Below are 18530 nucleotides of genomic sequence, written 5' to 3' on the forward strand. Positions count from 1 at the left end.
GGAGCTCTCAAGATGTTGTGTTTATGGATGAAATCCAAGTTAGAGGTTGGCCCCTGTCGGAGGATGCTAAGCACTTGCGCGAGTTGTCCGCTAACTGTTGGGGCAGCACCTAAGGTGGTATTATTTCGGCGTTCAAACTGGGTCGTGCCGTTCTGCGGGGCGGCCTTTTTTTTGTTCATTTTTTGCCCCTTTATTCAGTATGGCGAGCGGCAATGCGCTCCGCAATCCAAGAGTCTATTTCTGACTCGACAAAGGCGACAGAACGACCTCCTACTGGTGACAAACGGACGGGTCTCGGCAACTGATCACGAGCGATCAGATCGTAAATACTGCTCTTGCTCAAGCCGGTTTTTTGGATCACTTCCTTCATGCGGATCAGGCGAAACTGAGCTGGGGTGGGTGGGGTATGTGCTTCCATAACTATCCTCTATCGTCGTTGTTTTCGAGGAGGTCATTGAAGCACAGGGTGATGCAAACTCGATGTCAGGTAGGCAACCTGACATCGAGAGATATTACCTGACATTGGTTTCTATTTACTCTTGTGTGGTTTACCTTGATTCATTGCTGCACCTAAAATCCGTTCAATTTTGCTTTCGCCTAATGGACACACGCCCCCATCAAACAACCGTTTTTCGTTGCATTTAACCTTGTAGGCCCATCCCTTGGCCTCGTCGGTATTAGTGTCCTTGGGGTCATGAAACCAGCCATCACCAACTTTATCTTTAACATAAATTGCAGCAGTCAGAATTAACTCACGGTCTACTGCACTTGCTAAGGCTCGTGGATGAGTTTTTGATGATGCAAGGAAATTTTCGAGCAGAAGACTGTCAGGTTGAAGCGATTCACCTGACTCAATGTGTTTTTTGATTTTCAGGATGCTATGCCGAGAAATCCAGTAGGTTGGAAATGGATTGTCAAGGTCACAAGCCATAGCAAGTGCCTGCGAACTTCCTCTCGGAATTAAATCTAGATCAGGTGCAAAGAGTTTTAGCTCATCGACGGGGACTCCAAGGAGACTCTGCAATAAATCAGATTTCAGCACACACCAGAATCCCCCTAACTCGTCTAATCCAATAATTTCATCGTCGTCTGCTAGTGGGGTGGGCCTGTACCACGTTCGTCCACCAGCTAATTCAACGACTCCATCGTCATCAGGTTCTCGTTCGTAGCCGTAACAGTCCACTACTTCCCCATAAATCGGCTTCACCCATTGGTCAAAATTCACCATGAGGGGAATAGCACCCTCCGCCCCCCATTGCAAAATGTCCTCAGCTTCACAGGACAGCATGCGAGCGGCGCGCTCTATCGTGCAGTAATCACGAGGCAATACAGGAATGGTGCGAGAGGTGGAATTAGAGGATATTTCTGGTTGTTTACCCATGTGTTATTCTTAGAAACCCTTGAAGTTGAGCCGAGCCGAACGGGCAAGGTTTCCCGCGTTTCGATTGGCCTATCTAGACCCGGCAAGTCGTTAGGTTTGGACTATTTGACCACCACCTTTAATCCTTTAAAGCCGCTTGCCAGGGACATACTCCCCTGGCTGGCCTGCTCGATATGCTCACTCCACCAGCCCATCATGATCACCCTCTGCTCGAAGTAGTCCGACCGGTTATAGGCACGGCGGATCTCGTTATCGTCGGCGTGGGAGAGGGCCGCCTCAATGGCGTCGGGGTTAAAACCTTGTTCGTTGAGGGTGGTGCTCCCCAGCGAGCGCAGCCCGTGGGCCACCAGCCGCCCACCGTAGCCCAGTCGCTTGAGGGCAGCATTGGCGCTCTGGTCGTTGATATGGCCCATGGGATCACGGTAGCCGGGGAACACAAAGGGGCGGTGACCGCTGATAGGCTTCATCCGCTCCAACAGGGCAAGGGCTTGCGGGGAGAGCGGTACGCGGTGGGGTCTGTCCATCTTCATCCGGTCGGCGGGGATGTTCCAGACCCTGGCCTCAACGTCGATCTCGTCCCAGCGAGTGCCAGCCGACTCACCGGGACGCACCAGAGTGTGAAGGCTCCACTCGATCTGGCAGCGGGTGGTGGGATCAAGACGACCGTTGGCAATGTCGGCCATCAGCGCAGGCAGCTCGTCTGGCTTGAGGGTTGGCATATGTTTTTTGGTGGGTTTCTTGAACACCTTGCGAATAGCGGAGCAGGGGTTGGCGGCGAGGAGCCCGTGGTTAACGCTGTAGTCGAGGATCTCGTTAATCCGCTGACAGAGGCGCCGTACAGTCTCATGCTTGCCATCAGCCTCAATCGGCCGAAGTATCTCAATGACTTTTGGCGCTCGTATCTGGTCGATGGGCAGGGCGCCAATGAAGGGCAGTACATATAGCTCAAGAGAGCGCCACGAATCTGCGGCATAGTCTTCTGATACGTCGTGGCGTTTCAGTTCCAGCCATTCGCTGGCCATGAGCCCGAACGTGTTGGCACTGGCTTCTTTTTCGGCTTGGGCTGTGGAGATCTGTTCTTCTTTGTGGAGCTTGGGATCAATGCTTTTGGCCAGCAGGGCACGGGCTTCTCGCCGCCGTTCTCTGGCTGCAGCAAGGGATACTTCTGGATAAGTACCAAATCCCATGTTGGTGCGTTTCTTATCGGCTGGTCTTTGGTATTTGAAAACCCATCGCTTCCCGCCGTTAGGTTTAACTCTCAGCTCTAGCCCTTCACCATCAGACAGCGTGGATTCTTTTGTTTCTGCCTTGGCAGTTTTCACTTTAGTGTCGGTTAGCCGGTTTGTCCCGGTCTCGCGCGTCTTCTTGTCCATGTTGCCTCTTAGTACCACCGAATTTAGTACCACAGCCCCTGTGGTACTAATAATGGTACTAAATGAGCTGGCTTCTGGCGACTCCCTCGGACTTTTACGGACAACAAAAAACCCGCAAAGCCTTACGCTGTGCGGGTTTCTGTACTTCTTTGTTCCCGGCCGGAACATTATTTGGTGGAGCTGGGGGGATTTGAACCCCCGTCCTGTGCAGCTTTACCAATTGAACTATAAGGCTTTTTTATTTTCCGGTTGGATTTTGGATCAGGATTGGCGCTTTTGCTGTCTGGCCGTCGTACTCGGCAAGGTAGGATCCGTAGTGCCGAAACAGCATTTCTGGCCCCTTGTGTCCCATCTGGGTGGAGAGCCAAAACAGGTTGCAGCCGCGGCTGATGTTGGCGGTGGCAAAGGTGTGGCGGGTTTGGTAGAGGTGGCGGTAGCGAACGCCTGACCGCTTGAGGGTGTAGAGCCAGGCTTTCTTCCTGATGGCGTCGGCCCCGGCCCAGGGCTGGTTGAGCTTGGGGTCGTCAAAGACATACTCCCCCCGAAGGCAGGTGAAGCGCTTCTGGCTGGTCAGCGCCGCCAGCGCCTCGCCGGTCAGCTCGATGGTGCGAGTTCCGGCCCGGGTCTTGGTGGTCTTGATGACCCCGACCACTTTGGCGCGAGATACCTGCACGGTGTTACCGATCCAGTCGATGGCCTCCCAACGCAGGGCGCATAGCTCTGACGGCCGCATCCCGGTTGCGAAAGCGAAGGAGAACAGGTTGGCCCACTGCTCATTGATGCCGTGGGCTGTGGAGAGGATGGCGGCCACTTCCTCCGGGGTGAAGGGGTCCACGTCCTTGGCTCCCTGATCGGGAACTGAATTCCCGTCCAAATATCGGGAAACGGTCACCAGAGAAACCGGGTTTGATGCCAGCAACCCATCCGTGACCGCCTCGTCGATGGCGCTGCGCAGGAACGACAGCCGGTTGCGGGCCGTCTTCGCGGTAGTGCCTCCCCTGATCAGCCAGTTTTTCACCTGGGCGGGGGTCAGCTCGGAGACGGTGATCCCGTGCAGATCGGCCAGCGCTGTGTGGCACTTGCGGTACCCAACCATTGTTGATGGGCTCAGCCCCCGGCGCTCACATCGCTGCAGGTACTCGTCCAGATAGTCGGCCACCTTGGCGGCGATCGAGGCGCCGCCGAACATCCGCAGCTTCTTGGACTTCGGGAAGTAGTCGGCGTAGGCGAACTGGCCACGCTCTATCTTGCCCTGGATCTCCCCGAGCAGGCGGGAGGCGTAGCGCACGTTGGCGGTGGTGTTCGGCAAGTTGGACAGGGGCTCACGACAGCGAACCCCCTTGAACGTGAAGGTGATATTGATCGTATCCCCGCGGACTGTTACGCCGCGTGGGAGCTGTTTTTCATTGCCCACTTGGTTACCTCTGCGATGTTGACCCAACGCTCCTTCACCCCGTCCACGTTGACGATGTGCACCCCCAGCTGCCAGATGCCGCGCTGGATCCGCTTGTTGATGGTGTCCCGGTCGGTGAGCTCGATGGTGCTCAGGTAGGTGCTGAGCGGGATGGCGTCAGGCATTCTCATTATGATGAGCTGGCCCTGAATGTGGGTTTGCGCCGGGTCTGCTGCTGTTCCCATGGTTGTTGGTCCTCGTCAGTCTGGTGATTTCATCCCGGCCCGCTCGGTTGTAGAGGAAGCATTCCACCTGCTTCCTGCTGCTGACCGCCTGGTCAAGGCGGTACTCCCCGAACGCCGGGCGTTTGAGTTGGTGCTGGTTGGCCAGCCGGCCAATGGCCTGGGCGCTGACCCCCAGCTCCTTGCCCAGTTCGGTGGCGCTCCAGAGCTGGCCGGCAACCCGGGGCGCTTCGATGGGCAGATCGAAGTGCGCCAGGATGCGGCCGATCTCGGCGAGCTTGGCCGATCGGGAAAGGGTGGGGGAGCGCACGGCGCTGACCAGCTCGTTGAGAAGCTGGCTGTCCTGGTCGATGGTCAGTTGAAGTTGCTGCATGGCGTGGCCCTCCTGTCCCAGAGGATGGGGCGCCGGGTGGATTGAAGGAAGGGCCGCGATTACAGCAGGGTCAGCACCATCAGTGCGGCCAGGGTGTTTAGCGCCAGGATGGCGAGCCCGGCGGCCCGCTGTCTGGTCATGCCGCCACCTCGTCAGCCAAGTGCGGCACGGGGAGAATTATGGCCTTGCCGAGCTTGATGGCCAGGGCGTGCTCTGCTCTGGCGCCGGCGCTGCGCTCCCAGCCAGGCAGCATGACCAGCTGATCTGCCATCTTAACCATCTCGATGCAGATGGCCATGTATTCGTGTTGCTCCAGCCCATCCGGCAGGATCGCCGGGTTTAGGGCCACATGGCCCAGGCCAAGCAGGCGGTGCGCCTCGGCATTGAAGGCGTCGCGGTTGAAGTTCGGCAGGCCTGAGATAGGCCCGGCTATGTAGATTTTCGCCATGGTGAGTCCTTGAATTGGAAGCCCCGGGCAGGCCGGGGATCTGGTTATGCTCGCCAGCCCCGGTACCCGATAAAGCCGGGATCCATGACTTGCCTGAACGGCAGGACGGGGAGGTGGGCTATCAGGGTCTTGAGCTGGGGGTTATCGGGTTGGCTGTCGATGGTGACCCGGGCGCCGGGGTTGATGCGGAGGTATCTGGCGCGGGTCTCTTCGGCTTCGGTGCGGGTCAGGCCGGGCTGGATGATGGGCTCGCGGAATCGCACGGCTCACCTCCTTGGCGTGGCGGGATCTGGAAGGAGTCACCCGTCCACGGTATGTCCCCGGCGATCCGCTTGAGCAACGCGGCTGCATCATGTGCCGGGTCGTCGCTGAAACCGTTGGCGATGGATTGCAGCACAGTGGTCAGCTCGAGTTCCTGGCCTTCGGTGATGGTGCGGACTTTCACCGATTCTGGCTTAGGGGCTGCGGAGAGCATCCTTCTCCATGCGTCCTGCGAGTCTTCCGACACGCCTGGCTTATCTATGACCACGACAGGACCAGTGAGCTGGATCTCGCGCAACATATCTGCAGACAGTTCTGGCAACTTGCCGAGAATGGCATGCTGCAGCGCTTGGAATTTGGCCGGGCATTGCTGGTAGTTCTCGGCTGATCGGTAGGCTGCCTCAATGACCGTTGCCACCTTGACCCCTGGCCGGAACACGACCCCTCCAATGCGGGCTGGTTTTGTAATCCAGTGTGCCAAATCAGCGCGCAGATACTCTATTTGGGTACCTCCCACGCTATCGGCGCACCAGGTTACCTCGCGGTTCCCCAACTCATCCCTGGTGGGGAACGGTTCATTGTGATCGCCAAAGTCATCGCTCACTTGCAACCAGATGCGCTTCGGCGCGGTGCGGGTTACCTCGGTGCAATCTGGCAAGCTTGTGAGTTCCGGCACCTGGCCAGCCAGCACCACCTCGATGCGATCCAGCAGGTCACCACGCTTGGCGCAGTCTTGCGGCAATGACGGGATAACACGGCGCATTACCTCATGCGCTTCCTGCAGCAGAACCAGCGTCCCCTTGTGCGTGCTCTGCAACTGGTCGTGTTGCTCCTGCAGCTCGCGGTAGTCCTGCTCGGTCGGGGTGGTCGTGGCCTCGGTACACGCTGCATCAAGTCGCACACATAGGGTGACAGCCAGAGCTGAGTCGATGCGCTCGTCCAGATCACCAGGGAAGCACCAATCCCCCTCAACGCCATCTCGCAATTCCCGCAGCAGGGAAGCCAGCAGGTGGCATTGGTCGGCCATGGCCACCATGCCATCAGCCAGTGCCTGCTCGTGCTTGTGGTGGTTTGCCAGCAGCTCCAGTCGCGAGCGCAGAGGGTGACGGTCTGGGACGATGCCGGAGAGAATGGCACTACTGATATCAATGCCAACCCGATTCCGTTCGCTAAGCAGCTCGTCGATTCTAGCGAATGCACCCTCAAGGCGAGCGCGCAGGAGGCGAGGCCCGGTGTGAGCTTCTAGTTCTTCGGTGGTGAAACCGTCGCAGGCATTCCAGCAAGCTGCCAGCCGCCGGGCATTGGCGGCGGTGACTGACTCGGCGACCAAGTGGCCGCCGTAGTATTCGACGGCATCGCTGCCGCTCATTTCTGGGACGGGGTGGTCTGCCACAACCGCCCCGGAATGGCCCACCCGCAGCAGGCCCTTGGTGTGTTCGTTCATACATCCCCCAGCATTCTGATTTCGTCGTCCGTCAGGCCAGCGGCCCGGGCCTTGTCCATCACCCGCAGGCGCTCGGCGTTAAGCGCGTCAGCGCGGCGATCTGCGTCGTTGGGCTCGATGATGCTCACCGGCGCCAGCCAACTGCCTCGCACCTTCACGGCGATCTCCTTGCTGACGTTGGCGTCGCTCCCCTGGACGCCCTTGCGTATCGCCATGCGTTCCGCGGTTGCGGGTGAGCCGCAGACGTGGATCGGGTACTGATACCCACGCCCCTCGGTGAGGTCGGTGTTGGTGTAAACCACCCAGACCTCTTTGGTGTCGGTAATGGTGATGTCGGTCATGCCGCCTTCTCCTCTGCCGGGGCTTGGTAGTCCATCATGGTGCAGAGGTCGGTGATGGCCTTCGACAGCAGGATGAGGTTTGCAGCGTTGCATTGGCGCCAGTGGTGGGCGTAGTCATCGGCGTCATCGTCCGAGTCGTAATCCGGCATGGCGATGGCTCGCAGGCTGAAATCACTGTTCAGCTTGAAGCTGATGGGTTCGTGCCACAGCTCCAGCTCTTCCACCAGGTAGCCAGCTTCCAGCAGAGAAACCACATCGGATGCGCGATCCCCGTTGAGATCCATGCCCTTGAAGGTCACCATCTCTTGCGCGGTGTCGGCAGACTTGAGCTTGACGAACTGGAGCGGGGAGAAGGGGCCGAGCGCTTCCGGGCGCTCTGCACTATCGGTCAGGTAGTCTTTCAGGCGGTTGCTGATCCCCATCTTGATGTCGTCGATGTGGATGGTCTGGGTCTTGAGGGAGCCCATGCACTTCACCAGCAGGTGCATGACCACCTTGAGCGGGCGCTTGGTGGTGGTGTTGAGGTACAGCAACTCGTTGCTCTGGTCGTACAAGGCGTGAGTGAGCGTGGTTTCATATTCAGCCGTGGCGGCCATCTCAACAATCAATTGGTCCTTCATGGCCAGTTTCTCTTTGCGAGTAACCTTCTCCCGCAGACCGGAGCTGATCAGCGCATCAACGCGCTCTTTGAGCTTGCGGTTGACGATCTTGGTCGGAATGAGCTTGGTGTCTTGGCGCACGACGAATGCGTAGCCGACGCCTGGCAGGTTGGTAACAAGCTCGCCGGTCACCAGGTTGGTCTCGAACCCGGCGCAGCTGAGCTGATTTTCAGTGAGCGGAGTGAAGGAGAGCTCGGCCAGGTGTTCGCGCATTGCTGCGATGGCTGGGAGCTTGGCACTGTAGATGCTGGCGGATTTGATAACGGAATGGTTCATGGTCTGGGTCCTTTGGTCGGTTAGTTGCGGGCTTTCTTGGCCTGCAGGTCGTGAATCTTCTTGGCTGCGGCCTCGGCGGTTTGCCGGTCGCAAGTGATGCCGCCTGGCAGGATGAACTTGCCTGGCTGCTTGGGATCGGGCATGACGACGCCCAACCCAATGACTACTGCACCGCAGTAGGGGTTTTCCGTGGCTTTCATGGGGGTCCTCGACTTATCCATCGTTTCTGTGTGGCCAGCGGTGGATGGATTGGGGGTATCAGGCGGCAGCGCTGATGGGCTCTGCTCCGGCAAGCAGTAGCGTGAGCTTGCTGACATCGCGGATCCGGCATTCGCCGCGCCAGTTGGGTGCGAAGATGAGGAGCATGGAGCCCTTGGGGTTTCCCTTCATCTCTTCGCCGGTTGCCTTGTTGATGAAGCTCACCCGGCCGTTGCGCCACTTGCCGTTCTCATCGTGGTAACCAGTGATGTGGCGGACCTCGCTGGCGCGCTCACCGGGGTACCATTCTGTGCTGGTGTCCTGGGGGACCAGCATGACGGTGCCGATGCCGTGCCCCTGCTGCTCGATGGCTTTTTCCACCCACGGTCCGATATCGGAGTAGGGCGGGTTGAGCCATGCCCAAGGCGAGCGCACTGACGGGCTGATAAAGTCGCCCCAGTCCACGCTCAGGGCGTCGATATCCGGTGTCAGGTACTTCTCACAGAGCGCCGTTTCCGGCAGGGCGGCGGCATCAAGGGCGAAGTTGAACTCCAGATCCAGCGCCCGGAAGAGATAGAGCGGGGTCTGGGTCATGTCGCGGGTGGCTTCTGGAGTGGTGGAGCCGCGGTAGTCAGCCATTGGCAGCCTCCTTGCTGGCGTTGTACTGCTGAATCCCCCAGACGATAGCGTGCAGGATCCACAGGTAGTGGTGGCTGTATCGCTTCATCGTCAGCCCCTCCATCAACTCATATTGGCTTGGCAGGTCTGAATCGTGGATAGCCTGGCAGGCCTGAAACTCGTGGCTGTAGCTCTCTTCGCAGATTTCATTGACCGCACTGATAATGCCTGAGCAGTCCTTGCCATCTTCTTCACAATCTTGTTGCAGCTCCGCTATCCACTCCTGCAGCCCAGACTTGAAGGATTCCTCGTCAAACTCCATGCAGATTTCATCGCGGCGGCCAGAAGCTCCCATCTGGAGTTTTTCGCCCCAGTACCGCGGATTGACGCCCTTCTCGAAGTTGCCACCGAAGAACTCGAACATGTCGGCGGTTCGGCTGAATGTCCATGTCCCCATGTCGCCGCAGACCGTGAGGTGGCCAGGCCATGTAACCAGGTCGAAGCGGTAGACAGAGCTGCCACGGTTAGAAAACTCAAGGTGACGGTAAAGGCCATCATCACGATGCACCGTCATGGTGTGTTCAGAGGTGTCGCGCAGAAAATCATTTTTCGCTTGCTGGGTACTCATGCCGCCTCCTTGTGCTGTTCAGCCTGCTGGTTGGCTGCGAACTGCTCTTCCCACAGCTTCACCTTGAGCTCGCAGGCGTAGACGATCTGGCCTACCAGCTTCTCGCCGATCCCCTTCACCTTGTCCAGCTTGTTCCCCTGGTGGCTCATCACCTTGTAGAGGGTGTCGATCCCGGCCTCCTCCAGCGGCTTGATGGTGCGCGGCGGCAGGCCGCATTCATGGATGCTGACTGTCTTGGCCCATTCGGTGCGGGGCTGCAGGTGGGGGTGACTCTGCTCCAGCGCCTCCTGCATGAAGGCGAAGATGTCCTGAGTCATGTCGTCCGGGGCCCCGGCACCATAGGGCGTCGGGTAGATGGGGTTCATCCACTGGCTCAGCATGACCGAGCATCCGGAGCCATCGGACTTCATGGCGTGCAGCTTCCAGTTGAGGTCGTTGATGAGGTAGGGGAGGTTGGATTTCAGGCCGTGATCCACCAGATAGACGTTCCAGAGCATGCCATCCTCACCCTTGTAGGTGTTGGCGAGGTGTTTGTGCCAGACCAGCTTGGCGGCGCGGGCGCTTTCCAGCTCCATGATGACGGTGTGGCGGCGCTCCAGCTCACGATCCTGATCGTTGATGACGCCCAGCAGCTCACTGATACGGCGCTCCAGCTTCAACACTTCAGCGCGGTAGGCGGCCTCGTTGCTCTTGTGCTTGGCGATGGCGGTGCGCTGCTCCTCAAGCAGCTCGTTCTTCTCCTTGATGCGGCGTTTCATGCCTGCCGGGTCCATGGCGTTGAGGTCGGTCAACTGGCGCTCGAGCTGGCGGGCGCTGTACTGCAAGGCGCTGTATTTGGTCTGGACGTCGTTCAGGGTGCGCTGCAGCTTGTAGAGCTCGGCGTCCATGGCTTCCAACCCGGTGGCGCCTTCTTGTCGTGCGGTAGTAATGCGCTGCTCGGCTTCGGCAACCTGCTGGCGCAGCTCGCTGACCAGGGACGCCTGGGTGAGCAGCTCGCCATCCCGGGCTTCCAGTTGGTCGATGAGCCCATTGAACTCGTCGATGTGGGCGTTGGCGGCCTCGCTGATCATGGTCAGGTTGGCGTTGAGCAGGGTTTCGAAGCTGCCGATGGCGGCCTTGGCCGGGCCGTCCGGCATCAGCAGGATGTTGCGGATCTGGCTGGTGAGGGTGTTCAGGGCGAGACTGGTCGCCTCGCTGGGGTTCAGCGTGGTCATGGTTGGTCCTCTGGGATTGCAAAAGCCCCGTTGGCGGCGGGGCGGGTGATCAGTAGTTGATGGTCAGGTGGTCGATCTTGTTGCTGGCGATGTGCTTGATGAGGTTGATGGCTTTCCCCTCATCGATCCCCAGGCCCATCAGGTCCATCAGGATGGCGTTGTTGATGGTGCGGCGGTGCTCCATGTCGGCGGAGCGCGCAGCATCCTCTGCGGCTTTCTGGCGCTGCTCGTCGGCGATGCGCTGACGTTCCTGCTCTGCTGCCCGGGCGGCGGCCTCTTCCGCCTGGCGTGCAGCGTTTGCTTCGGCCTGCTGGCGGGCCAGCTCGGCGGCTTCGGAATCACGCAGGGCCTGCTCTGCAGCCTGCTGTGCCACCTGGGCTTGGCGTTGGGCCTCCTGCTCGCGGTGCTGGGCGGCTTCACGCTCCAGGCGCTGGCGATTTTCTTCCTCCCGGCGGGCTTGCTCCGCCGCCTGCTCGACTATCAGGCGCTCGCGGTCGATGCGATCCTGTTCGGCCTGCTTCTGGCGCAGTTGCTCCAGCTCTGCCTGCTCGGATTCGTACTTCTGGCGGGCTGCCAGGGCCTCTCCGAGGCGCTTGGTTGCGAGCTCCTTGGCAACGGTCGCCTGGGGCAGCAGCTCTTGCCAGGAGTCGTCCATGGCGTTCTGCTCGACCTCCTGCAGCATGACCTGCAGGTCGGCGGCGGCGATCTCGATACTGGCAGAGGATCCCAGTTCATTGAGGCGGGCCAGTCGGGATTGCAGTGCTGCCACCCGGGCCTCCTCTGCCGCTTCGTACTGGGTGAGCGGGGCGCGCACCTCGTCTTTCAAGGTGTCCAGGGTGTCGCGCAGGGTTTTGCGGTTGGCGTCGATGCGCTTGGGGATCTCCTTGTACTGGTCGGTCAGCTCTTTGCCGAGTCCGTCCAGGTAGGTCTTGGTGCGGGCAACGGCATGGGCGACGCTGGCGATCTCCTTGCGCCCCTTGGGGGTGGTAATGTCGGGCACCAGGCTGGTTGCCTTCTGGCGGATATCGGCCAGCAGTTCAGCCACGCCCTGGCCCTCGGTGAACAGGGCGACGGCGGTGGTGGGTTCGATGACAACCAGTTGGGCCTGGGTTGTCTCTGTTTTGGCTTGTTCGGTCATGGCGGGTCCTTAGGATTGAAAAGGCCCGCAGTGAGCGGGCCTTGTTGGTTATTGCTGGGCGCTGTGCCCGGTACTGAGCTGCTTCTTGCGCTCGCCGGCGATCTGCTTGATACCTGCGATGATATTCTGGTCGCCGGTTTCGTTGGCCCAGGTCCAGGCGGTGGTGTAGGCCTGCTGCCATTCGGTGGTATCACATGCCCCCTCGATGGCGGCGCAGTGGTCGGCGTAGGCGTTGGCGTGGTCCGCCTGGGCGGGTTCGGCCATCTGCTCATGCTCCAGGGTGACCGATTCGATGCTCTGGCCGCGGATGGCATCCAGGGTGCGGCTCTTTGCCGGTGCGCCATGCTGCGGTTGGCTACCTGGGATCTCGTTGATGATGATCTCCTTGCCCTCCATCTCCTCGGCGGTGGGCTCGCTACCGATCTCCGGCCAGGCCTTGCGTAGCGCCTGCGCCTCGGTGCATTTGGCGAGCTGGGCATAGGGCCGCTTGCGCCACATGGCGTTGGGGCACTCGGTCTTGCCGCTCTGGGTGGCGTAGTTCTCCTTCCAGCGCTCCAGGGCGTGGAAGGCAACCCGCTGGCCGTTGACCATCTTATAGACGGTGTACTTGCACCACTGCGGGTAGGTGACCTTGATCTTGGCGCTTTGGTTGTAGGGGTCTTGGAACTCCTCGGTCACATCCGGTCCGAACACGGGTTCGTCGGCCCCCGCGTAGTTGCCGGAGCGATCGGCCTGGATCCGGTACATGCCGATCCCGGGCATAGGTACATCCCGCCAGACTTTCTCCTTGGAGCGGGCATCAGTCACCTGCATGGGGACGAGGTGGACCGGCTTGAGCAGAATGTCCAGGCCGCGAGCCTTGCAGTAGTCGATAGCCATGACCACCGAATCGGGGTTGGCTCCCGGGTAGATGGTGTTACACAGGGCGTTCCAGGTCGGTTCGTCGATGCCTCGCTGGACGAGAATGGGGAACTGGGCGGCGAAGTTATCGGCCGCCTGCTGCTTGATACTGGTGATGTTGCTCATGCTGCTTTCCTTGTCGCCCAGGCTGGGCGCTGGAGGGGTTTGAAGTCGTGCCAGTCGTTGTTGACCCGGCAGTCGTGGAAGCGATGGAGGTCGCGGCGGAACAGGTCCTTGCCCGCATCCTTCCAGTCATCCGTCAGGGGGCGCACCCGCACCGGGTAGCGGCCACAGTTCACGCTGGTGCTGACAGCCAGAAAGACGAATTCCGGCTCCTCGCCCATCACCCGGTGGAAGCCTTCGGAGTACATGGCGTCCTGCACGTGGTAGCGGAACTCCTCGACGTGGCGCTCTAAGCGACTCATGTCGTCCACCGACTTCACGTCAATGATGACGGGGTGATTGCTCAGGTGGCGGTCGGGGCGGATCCGGCACAGCTCCTGGGTCTGGGGGTCAATCCAGTAGAAGGAGGCCTCGCTGTGCCCCTCTTGTTCCAGCAGCCAGCGGGCGTCCGGGTGGGCCATCACGCTGTCGCGCATCAGGTAGAGCTTGCGTCCCTCCTCGGCATCCATCACCGTCTTGCCCAGCTCTGCGCAGCCTGCCAGGAACTCGGCCTCTTCAGCCTTGCCGGCGTTGGTGCGGCGGTTGAACGGTGGGGCGATGATGAAGCGGCTTTCGAACTCGTCCGGTTCGAGCAGTAGGCAGTGGATGGCGCTGCCCATGTCGAAGGCTTTGAGCTTTTCCTGGTCGAGCGGGGCGTTCTTGGCCCAGATATAGGTAGCCGGGCTCTCGGCTATTTGGTCGAGCTGGCTTTTGCTGACCCCGGGGCCAGCGTGGTACTCCTCGTTGGAGAGGCCGAACACCCGACCAAGCGGGTGCGCGGCGGAGGTGTCGGCGATGGCGTTCATGCTGCGCTCCTGTGCTGGTACTGCTCCCATTGCTCCTCGCTCATGGCGTCGTGCAGGGCGGCGAGGTGACTGCGCCAGGCGGCCTGGGCCAGGGCGGCCAGGGCGGCGTCCATCAACTGCTTGGTGAGCTGCATCAGCGGGGCAGGATCGCCCTCGGTCATCAGCAGGAACATCGCCTGGTTGAGCTGCAGGCCCTGGTCGTGGTTCACCTCGGCCAGCAGGGTGGACAGGTCGGTATCGAGTTCCCCGGCCAGTAGCAGGGGACGGTTGGCCGCGATCCACTCGGCGACCCACTCGGCCTTGGCGTTGGCCTCGGCCTCCTGGCTCTCCAGCAGGGCGAGCAGGGTGGTTTCATTGGTCATGGCTAGAGCTCCATTTCACGACGGAGGGCGAGCGCTTCGTGATACTTCTCGATGGCGCGGCGGGTAGTGGCTTTGTTGCGGGCCATTCGCGCCTGTTCGGCGGATGGGGCGGCGTCTACGTGGTACTTGCGGCGGGTGGGTGGCACCATTGCGCCGCGAAAGCCCATCAGCTGGGCTTCGGTCAGTGGTTTCATGGTCTGGGTCCTGTGGTTGTAAAAACGAAAAAGCCCAGCAGTTGCTGGGCTTGGTCGGATGGTCTAAGTGGTGACTACTTGGGTTGGTATTTCTCGAAGTAGCTTGCCGCCAACTCTTGGCCTTTGGCTAGTTGATCTGGGGTGAGTCGCTTCGCGGCATTATCACGTGCATCGTGGGAGCTCCGCTCGCCATTTGCTGCAGCAACAGAATACCAAGCGTATGACTTCACATAATCCTGCGGTACCCCTTCACCTCGCGCATATCCTGCACCTAAGTTGTATTGCGCATCTGGTAAACCTTGCTCTGCGGCTTTTCGATACCAAGAGAAAGCCTTTTTGAAGTCTTGCCGCACACCTCGACCTTGGTAATGTATCACCCCGAGATTGTACTGCGCTTCGGCAACACCTTGTTCGGCGGCCTTGCTGTACCATATCAAGGCTTTGCTAAAATCCTGTTTTACTCCTTGGCCCTGATCGTACATTACGCCAATGTTGTATTGCGCTGAAGGAAAGCCTTGCTGGGCCGCCTTGTTATACCAGTCGAACGCCAGTTTTTTATCCTGCACCACAGTAGTGCCACTGGCATACATCCACCCAAGCTGGTTTTGTGCGGCAATCAAACCAAGGTCGGCTGCTTTTTTGAACCAGAACACGGCGGTTTTGTTATTTTGCGGAACGCCTCGGCCATCTTCATACATACCGCCTAAAAAGAACTGTGAAGTTGCATGGTTTTGTTCGGCTGCTTTTTGGTACCAAAATACTGCTTGCTTATCATCCTGAGGTACACCGTCACCAATGTCATAGCTAAACCCAAGGCGATATTGGTCGTCCCTACTGCCAGCCTCGGCTAGCTTCATAATCTTGGCGATGTCAGTATTATCTGGCTCTGCCTGCGCTACTGGCATAACCAGCAACGTCAACCCCAGCAACACCGCTCCTACCCAACCCCCTACTCGATTCATAACCCCTCCTTGTTTCGGAAGGGGGCATTATGGATCTGTTTGGGGCGGCTGTCAGCCTGCAACCCCCTGATGCAAGGGGCTCCAGGCTGGCCACTGTTGCCAGTGGCCTGCGTTCACGTTCACGCACCGCCTTCCGGATTGAACGGGGTATCGGCGCATCCCTACCGGCATCGGGATTCGTGGTTGTGAGCCGGTTCCAGGTTGTTAAAGAGCAGGCCCAGCCGAATTTGGCGTGAGCGAAGCCAAGACACACTCGCGGTGTCTATTAAATGCGTCTTGGCTACGGCGCTATGAGGGAAGCGCCAGACCCGGGTCAGATGGCGTTGCGGTGGAACTCGGCCCGCCAGTGGAGGAGGGCGCGGCATTTCATGGCGGTCAGGGTGCGCACCTTGGCAGACTGGGCGGTGCGGGCTGCGACGAGCTGGTGCCGCTCGGTGGCCATCATGGCAACCGTCAAGCGTTGCTTGATGGTTCGGCGGCGGGCGGCGTTGCCGTTCAGGCGGTCGGCGATGGCGGCGATGATCTGGTCTGCGCTTTTCGCGGCCCTAGAAAAAATGCGCTTGGTCATGGTACATTCACTCCTGTTGGCGAGTTGGTCCTCGCTAATTCCCAGTTGATTCGTCATGCTGGGTCCTGATTGCTGGGGTTGGTCCCTCGGCTTTCACTGACCGGGTGGTACCCGGTCCTTCGAAGCCCGCCTTGTGCGGGCTTTGTCGTTCTTACGCGCTGGTCAGGCGCCTCACTTCTGCCCTAGTCAGGGGCCGGGTCCTGTTGCTGGTTGTCGAAATTTGGTCGGAGATACAGGGATCGAACCTATGAAGCCCTCATCCCAAATGAGGTGGCATACCACTTGCCGAATCTCCGATGTTGGTTGCTCACCTTCCAGCAAGCTCGGTTCGGATAGGCGCGCCATCGCGTGCTGTTACGAACTAGGCGGAATCGAAGACAGGTGCCGCCTCATTACCCCTTGTCATCCTTCCCAAAACCTTCACCACGATTGGCCGCCTTCCACGCTGCCCCTTGTTGCTCTCGGCCTTGGTCGTTCTCTCAAGAGGACGATGTGCAAACTGTATTCTTTAGAGAACGATTGGTCAACACCGATCTCTAAAATAAACGATATTTTTTTTGAACAACAAAAAACCCGCCGAAGCGGGTTAAGGGGATGGAGAGGAGAGGGGGGTTACTTGATCTCGTTGCGCCTCAGTTCTGACAACTTGCCAAGCACGATAGCCTCACTGGATGTGACCGTGCCAAGCCTTGGATCGTCTACACCGTAAACCCATCCATCAATCCCCGACATTGCCCTTAGCAGCCGCGCTTGATCATTCTTTTCGAGCCTGATCAGCATTACAGCACCCTCCTCTGGAGTGCGGTCAGCCAAGCTGAAGATGCAGATGTCACCGGCCACAATGCCTGATTTTGATAGGTGATCGTTTGTGGCCTCGATGGCAATGCTGTGGCTTTGGTTCTCTGCCACCACATACCGCCCGCTATTCATGTTCGGCAGCATATCTATTGCCAGGTTCCCCACGTCATCCAAGGTCCAGACCGGCACTTTATCCGAATTGAACTGAATGTCGTTCAGCAGATCACCACTGCTGCGGCCGGTGTATAGCCATATGGGATCAACCTTCAGCACCCTGGCAATGGAAATCAGGGATGACACTCGCATTTCACGATTCGGGTTATTGATGGTGTTGCTAATCACGCTCTTGGATAAGCCGGTACGGCGCGCAAGCTCAGACATGCTGATGCCCAACTCTTGCAGCTTTTCCTCAAGGCGTTGCCCGAAAGTTTTCATCAATAACCTCTTGTTCTCTTTAGAGACTAAATTGTAATTCCTTGACTGATCACTTTGGGAGACGTTGAAGATTGACATCGTTCTCTATAGAGGACATCATTTGCATGTCACCATGCACAGGACCCAGACCAATGAAGAAACATGAAGTAATCGGCTATTTCGGCAATATGGCCCGCGCCATGAAAGCGATCGGTATTTCCCGCAGTCTTGCCGTGAAGTGGGGGGAGGTGATCCCTGCCCAGCATGCAGTCAGCTTTGTCATCGCCAGCAACGGCGAGCTGCGGCTGGGCCTGGAGGATTACCCCCTGCTCAAGGAGCAAGACCATTCTACCCAGCAGGCCGCCTGACCACCGGCCAGCTTTTCCACCCAACATAGAGGACCAACCCCATGGGAAGAGTATCGCTCCCCGATCATGAAAATATGAGCACCCGCTCCCCGCTGCGGGTGCGCGGCACCCCAGCTCAGCGCCAGGTATGGCAGGAAGTAGGCGCCGAGTGTGGCATGACCGAAACCGCATTTGCCCGCACCTCGCTGCTGATCCTGCTCCAGGCCATATCTCAGCACGAGCCCACCATATTGGCGAGGGCCGTTAAACGGGCCAATCGGAGCTTGCTGGAGCAGGGTTTTCCGCCCGTGACCGTCGAGGAGATCCTGGAGGGCTCCGGCCTGCCCGAGCGCGGCCTGCTCCAGTTCAGCCAGGAAGACGAGGCCGTCTACAACGAGGAGCGCCCGCTGCGCCCCCTGCAAAAACTCATCAACTTTGTCCTCGGGAGGTAACCCATGACCATGCAACACCGTCCGCCGCGCCCGGCATCCCAGCACGTCAGCGATCGCGACAACATCGTCTTGAAGGCCGTCATGCACGAGCTGGCCCTAGCCCTCGACGAGCCGCTGATCTCGACCGCTCACGCAGCCGGCACCGACCGCCAGGCCGTCCGCCTGGCCCGCGAGCTGGAAGCCCGCACCCTGGAGCGTGCCGAAGCACAACCCAGCGCATAAGCAGCACCTGCCCGCCTCACCAGCGGGCAGCTTAAACACCACAGGACCCAACAATGACCAATTCAACCATGGCCCATGGGGGCCACCCCTTGCTGAACGACCTCAACCACTGCCCACTGTGCGGCAGTGATCTGCAGTCCGGCACCAATGACCGCGCCTACGAGTGCCCCACCTGTGAGTACACCGAGCAGGAGGTGGCTCATGGTTAACACCTCATCCGTTGCCACCTGGGAGCTCTATGAGCTCAGGAAGCGCGAATTACAGCTCCAGGGGCTTACCCAGCGCGAATACGAATTGGCTGTGCGCCGATTGGCTGATGAATTGGAGGTGTGAGATGGCGGCGCTTTTGAAGTTTC

The 18530-nt window shown here is 59.3% G+C and carries 28 protein-coding genes and 1 tRNA gene; 5 read left to right on the forward strand and 24 right to left on the reverse strand.

The window, feature by feature from the left end; translation table 11 throughout:
• Window positions 1-190: 190 nt before the first annotated feature.
• From J9893_RS19980 to J9893_RS20095, 24 genes are all read right to left on the reverse strand, one after another.
• The gene (locus tag J9893_RS19980) at window positions 191-418 is read right to left on the reverse strand and encodes an AlpA family transcriptional regulator (RefSeq protein WP_210601754.1); all 228 of its coding nucleotides are present in this window, start codon (window positions 416-418) and stop codon (window positions 191-193) included.
• Between the two features lie 111 nt (window positions 419-529).
• A complete protein-coding gene (locus J9893_RS19985; protein WP_210601755.1) occupies window positions 530-1381 on the reverse strand; it encodes a hypothetical protein in 852 nt (283 codons plus the stop codon).
• A 101-nt stretch (window positions 1382-1482) separates the two neighbouring features.
• The gene (locus J9893_RS19990) at window positions 1483-2754 is read right to left on the reverse strand and encodes an integrase domain-containing protein (RefSeq protein WP_210601756.1); all 1272 of its coding nucleotides are present in this window, start codon (window positions 2752-2754) and stop codon (window positions 1483-1485) included.
• A gap of 238 nt (window positions 2755-2992) precedes the next feature.
• Window positions 2993-4168, reverse strand: a complete 1176-nt coding sequence (locus J9893_RS19995) for a site-specific integrase (protein ID WP_210601757.1) — start codon at window positions 4166-4168, stop codon at window positions 2993-2995.
• The gene (locus tag J9893_RS20000; protein ID WP_042642185.1) at window positions 4135-4332 is read right to left on the reverse strand and encodes a hypothetical protein; all 198 of its coding nucleotides are present in this window, start codon (window positions 4330-4332) and stop codon (window positions 4135-4137) included. The genes J9893_RS19995 and J9893_RS20000 overlap by 34 nt, the downstream gene beginning before the upstream one ends.
• Window positions 4325-4762: a hypothetical protein gene (locus J9893_RS20005; protein ID WP_043163220.1), complete on the reverse strand. Its 438-nt coding sequence runs from the start codon at window positions 4760-4762 to the stop codon at window positions 4325-4327. Before J9893_RS20005 ends, J9893_RS20000 begins: the two co-directional genes overlap by 8 nt.
• A 136-nt stretch (window positions 4763-4898) precedes the next feature.
• The gene (locus tag J9893_RS20010; protein ID WP_210538398.1) at window positions 4899-5210 is read right to left on the reverse strand and encodes a DUF4406 domain-containing protein; all 312 of its coding nucleotides are present in this window, start codon (window positions 5208-5210) and stop codon (window positions 4899-4901) included.
• A gap of 44 nt (window positions 5211-5254) precedes the next feature.
• The gene (locus tag J9893_RS20015) at window positions 5255-5473 is read right to left on the reverse strand and encodes a hypothetical protein (RefSeq protein WP_042027561.1); all 219 of its coding nucleotides are present in this window, start codon (window positions 5471-5473) and stop codon (window positions 5255-5257) included.
• Complete coding sequence (locus J9893_RS20020; protein ID WP_210601758.1) at window positions 5437-6915, reverse strand: hypothetical protein; 1479 nt, start codon at window positions 6913-6915, stop codon at window positions 5437-5439. Before J9893_RS20020 ends, J9893_RS20015 begins: the two co-directional genes overlap by 37 nt.
• Window positions 6912-7256 carry a hypothetical protein gene (locus J9893_RS20025; RefSeq protein ID WP_182954184.1) on the reverse strand — a complete coding sequence of 115 codons (345 nt, stop codon included), beginning with the start codon at window positions 7254-7256 and terminating at the stop codon, window positions 6912-6914. The genes J9893_RS20020 and J9893_RS20025 overlap by 4 nt, the downstream gene beginning before the upstream one ends.
• Window positions 7253-8191 carry a recombination-associated protein RdgC gene (gene rdgC / locus J9893_RS20030; RefSeq protein WP_210601759.1) on the reverse strand — a complete coding sequence of 313 codons (939 nt, stop codon included), beginning with the start codon at window positions 8189-8191 and terminating at the stop codon, window positions 7253-7255. Before rdgC ends, J9893_RS20025 begins: the two co-directional genes overlap by 4 nt.
• Window positions 8192-8211: 20 nt before the next feature.
• On the reverse strand, window positions 8212-8391 hold the full coding sequence (locus tag J9893_RS20035) for a hypothetical protein (protein ID WP_109422291.1): 180 nt from the start codon (window positions 8389-8391) through the stop codon (window positions 8212-8214).
• Between the two features lie 58 nt (window positions 8392-8449).
• Window positions 8450-9028 (reverse strand): phage N-6-adenine-methyltransferase, encoded by a 579-nt coding sequence (locus J9893_RS20040; RefSeq protein WP_210601760.1) that lies wholly within the window; start codon window positions 9026-9028, stop codon window positions 8450-8452.
• Window positions 9021-9635 (reverse strand): hypothetical protein, encoded by a 615-nt coding sequence (locus J9893_RS20045; RefSeq protein WP_210601761.1) that lies wholly within the window; start codon window positions 9633-9635, stop codon window positions 9021-9023. Before J9893_RS20045 ends, J9893_RS20040 begins: the two co-directional genes overlap by 8 nt.
• Window positions 9632-10849, reverse strand: coding sequence for a hypothetical protein (locus tag J9893_RS20050; protein WP_210601790.1), 1218 nt, complete (start codon window positions 10847-10849; stop codon window positions 9632-9634). The genes J9893_RS20045 and J9893_RS20050 overlap by 4 nt, the downstream gene beginning before the upstream one ends.
• 49 nt (window positions 10850-10898) lie before the next feature.
• Window positions 10899-11987: a hypothetical protein gene (locus tag J9893_RS20055; RefSeq protein WP_113070525.1), complete on the reverse strand. Its 1089-nt coding sequence runs from the start codon at window positions 11985-11987 to the stop codon at window positions 10899-10901.
• Between the two features lie 48 nt (window positions 11988-12035).
• Entirely contained in the window at window positions 12036-13013 is a 978-nt protein-coding gene (gene bet / locus J9893_RS20060) for a phage recombination protein Bet (RefSeq protein WP_202040103.1), read from the reverse strand.
• Window positions 13010-13855, reverse strand: coding sequence for a PD-(D/E)XK nuclease-like domain-containing protein (locus tag J9893_RS20065; protein WP_210601762.1), 846 nt, complete (start codon window positions 13853-13855; stop codon window positions 13010-13012). Before J9893_RS20065 ends, bet begins: the two co-directional genes overlap by 4 nt.
• A complete protein-coding gene (locus J9893_RS20070) occupies window positions 13852-14217 on the reverse strand; it encodes a hypothetical protein (protein ID WP_210601763.1) in 366 nt (121 codons plus the stop codon). Before J9893_RS20070 ends, J9893_RS20065 begins: the two co-directional genes overlap by 4 nt.
• A 2-nt stretch (window positions 14218-14219) precedes the next feature.
• Window positions 14220-14411, reverse strand: a complete 192-nt coding sequence (locus J9893_RS20075) for a hypothetical protein (protein WP_139750917.1) — start codon at window positions 14409-14411, stop codon at window positions 14220-14222.
• 74 nt (window positions 14412-14485) lie between these two features.
• Entirely contained in the window at window positions 14486-15373 is an 888-nt protein-coding gene (locus J9893_RS20080; RefSeq protein ID WP_210601764.1) for a tetratricopeptide repeat protein, read from the reverse strand.
• Window positions 15374-15686: 313 nt separating this feature from the next.
• Window positions 15687-15941, reverse strand: a complete 255-nt coding sequence (locus J9893_RS20085) for a hypothetical protein (RefSeq protein ID WP_202040098.1) — start codon at window positions 15939-15941, stop codon at window positions 15687-15689.
• A gap of 221 nt (window positions 15942-16162) precedes the next feature.
• Window positions 16163-16237 (reverse strand) — tRNA-Pro (locus J9893_RS20090).
• Between the two features lie 316 nt (window positions 16238-16553).
• Window positions 16554-17252, reverse strand: a complete 699-nt coding sequence (locus tag J9893_RS20095; protein ID WP_246875657.1) for a helix-turn-helix transcriptional regulator — start codon at window positions 17250-17252, stop codon at window positions 16554-16556.
• Between the two features lie 53 nt (window positions 17253-17305).
• Here J9893_RS20095 and J9893_RS20100 point away from each other — a divergent pair, with 53 nt between their 5' ends.
• Genes J9893_RS20100 through J9893_RS22005 form a run of 5 tightly spaced genes read left to right on the forward strand, consistent with a single transcriptional unit; the run spans window position 17306 to window position 18507 of the window.
• Window positions 17306-17521 (forward strand): Cro/CI family transcriptional regulator, encoded by a 216-nt coding sequence (locus J9893_RS20100; RefSeq protein WP_064339872.1) that lies wholly within the window; start codon window positions 17306-17308, stop codon window positions 17519-17521.
• Window positions 17522-17562: 41 nt separating this feature from the next.
• On the forward strand, window positions 17563-17952 hold the full coding sequence (locus tag J9893_RS20105; RefSeq protein ID WP_210601765.1) for a hypothetical protein: 390 nt from the start codon (window positions 17563-17565) through the stop codon (window positions 17950-17952).
• A gap of 3 nt (window positions 17953-17955) precedes the next feature.
• Window positions 17956-18174: a hypothetical protein gene (locus J9893_RS20110; protein ID WP_210601766.1), complete on the forward strand. Its 219-nt coding sequence runs from the start codon at window positions 17956-17958 to the stop codon at window positions 18172-18174.
• 53 nt (window positions 18175-18227) lie between these two features.
• Window positions 18228-18383 (forward strand): hypothetical protein, encoded by a 156-nt coding sequence (locus J9893_RS20115; RefSeq protein ID WP_196299338.1) that lies wholly within the window; start codon window positions 18228-18230, stop codon window positions 18381-18383.
• Entirely contained in the window at window positions 18376-18507 is a 132-nt protein-coding gene (locus J9893_RS22005) for a hypothetical protein (RefSeq protein ID WP_275424086.1), read from the forward strand. The genes J9893_RS20115 and J9893_RS22005 overlap by 8 nt, the downstream gene beginning before the upstream one ends.
• Window positions 18508-18530 lie beyond the last annotated feature (23 nt).

This window comes from Aeromonas sp. MaB10011B, from assembly GCF_017939325.1.
Lineage (GTDB): Bacteria > Pseudomonadota > Gammaproteobacteria > Enterobacterales > Aeromonadaceae > Aeromonas > Aeromonas caviae.

Excerpts from the sequence above, each read along its gene's own strand:
- J9893_RS19980 (WP_210601754.1), bottom strand. The coding sequence starts at position 418 with ATGGAAGCACATACCCCACCCACCCCAGCTCAGTTTCGCCTGATCCGC.
- J9893_RS19985 (WP_210601755.1), bottom strand. The coding sequence starts at position 1,381 with ATGGGTAAACAACCAGAAATATCCTCTAATTCCACCTCTCGCACCATT.
- J9893_RS19990 (WP_210601756.1), bottom strand. The coding sequence starts at position 2,754 with ATGGACAAGAAGACGCGCGAGACCGGGACAAACCGGCTAACCGACACT.
- J9893_RS20000 (WP_042642185.1), bottom strand. The coding sequence starts at position 4,332 with ATGCCTGACGCCATCCCGCTCAGCACCTACCTGAGCACCATCGAGCTC.
- J9893_RS20005 (WP_043163220.1), bottom strand. The coding sequence starts at position 4,762 with ATGCAGCAACTTCAACTGACCATCGACCAGGACAGCCAGCTTCTCAAC.
- J9893_RS20010 (WP_210538398.1), bottom strand. The coding sequence starts at position 5,210 with ATGGCGAAAATCTACATAGCCGGGCCTATCTCAGGCCTGCCGAACTTC.
- J9893_RS20020 (WP_210601758.1), bottom strand. The coding sequence starts at position 6,915 with ATGAACGAACACACCAAGGGCCTGCTGCGGGTGGGCCATTCCGGGGCG.
- J9893_RS20025 (WP_182954184.1), bottom strand. The coding sequence starts at position 7,256 with ATGACCGACATCACCATTACCGACACCAAAGAGGTCTGGGTGGTTTAC.
- rdgC (WP_210601759.1), bottom strand. The coding sequence starts at position 8,191 with ATGAACCATTCCGTTATCAAATCCGCCAGCATCTACAGTGCCAAGCTC.
- J9893_RS20035 (WP_109422291.1), bottom strand. The coding sequence starts at position 8,391 with ATGAAAGCCACGGAAAACCCCTACTGCGGTGCAGTAGTCATTGGGTTG.
- J9893_RS20040 (WP_210601760.1), bottom strand. The coding sequence starts at position 9,028 with ATGGCTGACTACCGCGGCTCCACCACTCCAGAAGCCACCCGCGACATG.
- J9893_RS20045 (WP_210601761.1), bottom strand. The coding sequence starts at position 9,635 with ATGAGTACCCAGCAAGCGAAAAATGATTTTCTGCGCGACACCTCTGAA.
- J9893_RS20050 (WP_210601790.1), bottom strand. The coding sequence starts at position 10,849 with ATGACCACGCTGAACCCCAGCGAGGCGACCAGTCTCGCCCTGAACACC.
- J9893_RS20055 (WP_113070525.1), bottom strand. The coding sequence starts at position 11,987 with ATGACCGAACAAGCCAAAACAGAGACAACCCAGGCCCAACTGGTTGTC.
- bet (WP_202040103.1), bottom strand. The coding sequence starts at position 13,013 with ATGAGCAACATCACCAGTATCAAGCAGCAGGCGGCCGATAACTTCGCC.
- J9893_RS20065 (WP_210601762.1), bottom strand. The coding sequence starts at position 13,855 with ATGAACGCCATCGCCGACACCTCCGCCGCGCACCCGCTTGGTCGGGTG.
- J9893_RS20070 (WP_210601763.1), bottom strand. The coding sequence starts at position 14,217 with ATGACCAATGAAACCACCCTGCTCGCCCTGCTGGAGAGCCAGGAGGCC.
- J9893_RS20075 (WP_139750917.1), bottom strand. The coding sequence starts at position 14,411 with ATGAAACCACTGACCGAAGCCCAGCTGATGGGCTTTCGCGGCGCAATG.
- J9893_RS20080 (WP_210601764.1), bottom strand. The coding sequence starts at position 15,373 with ATGAATCGAGTAGGGGGTTGGGTAGGAGCGGTGTTGCTGGGGTTGACG.
- J9893_RS20085 (WP_202040098.1), bottom strand. The coding sequence starts at position 15,941 with ATGACCAAGCGCATTTTTTCTAGGGCCGCGAAAAGCGCAGACCAGATC.
- J9893_RS20095 (WP_246875657.1), bottom strand. The coding sequence starts at position 17,252 with ATGTCAATCTTCAACGTCTCCCAAAGTGATCAGTCAAGGAATTACAAT.
- J9893_RS20100 (WP_064339872.1), top strand. The coding sequence starts at position 17,306 with ATGAAGAAACATGAAGTAATCGGCTATTTCGGCAATATGGCCCGCGCC.
- J9893_RS20105 (WP_210601765.1), top strand. The coding sequence starts at position 17,563 with ATGGGAAGAGTATCGCTCCCCGATCATGAAAATATGAGCACCCGCTCC.
- J9893_RS20110 (WP_210601766.1), top strand. The coding sequence starts at position 17,956 with ATGACCATGCAACACCGTCCGCCGCGCCCGGCATCCCAGCACGTCAGC.
- J9893_RS20115 (WP_196299338.1), top strand. The coding sequence starts at position 18,228 with ATGACCAATTCAACCATGGCCCATGGGGGCCACCCCTTGCTGAACGAC.
- J9893_RS22005 (WP_275424086.1), top strand. The coding sequence starts at position 18,376 with ATGGTTAACACCTCATCCGTTGCCACCTGGGAGCTCTATGAGCTCAGG.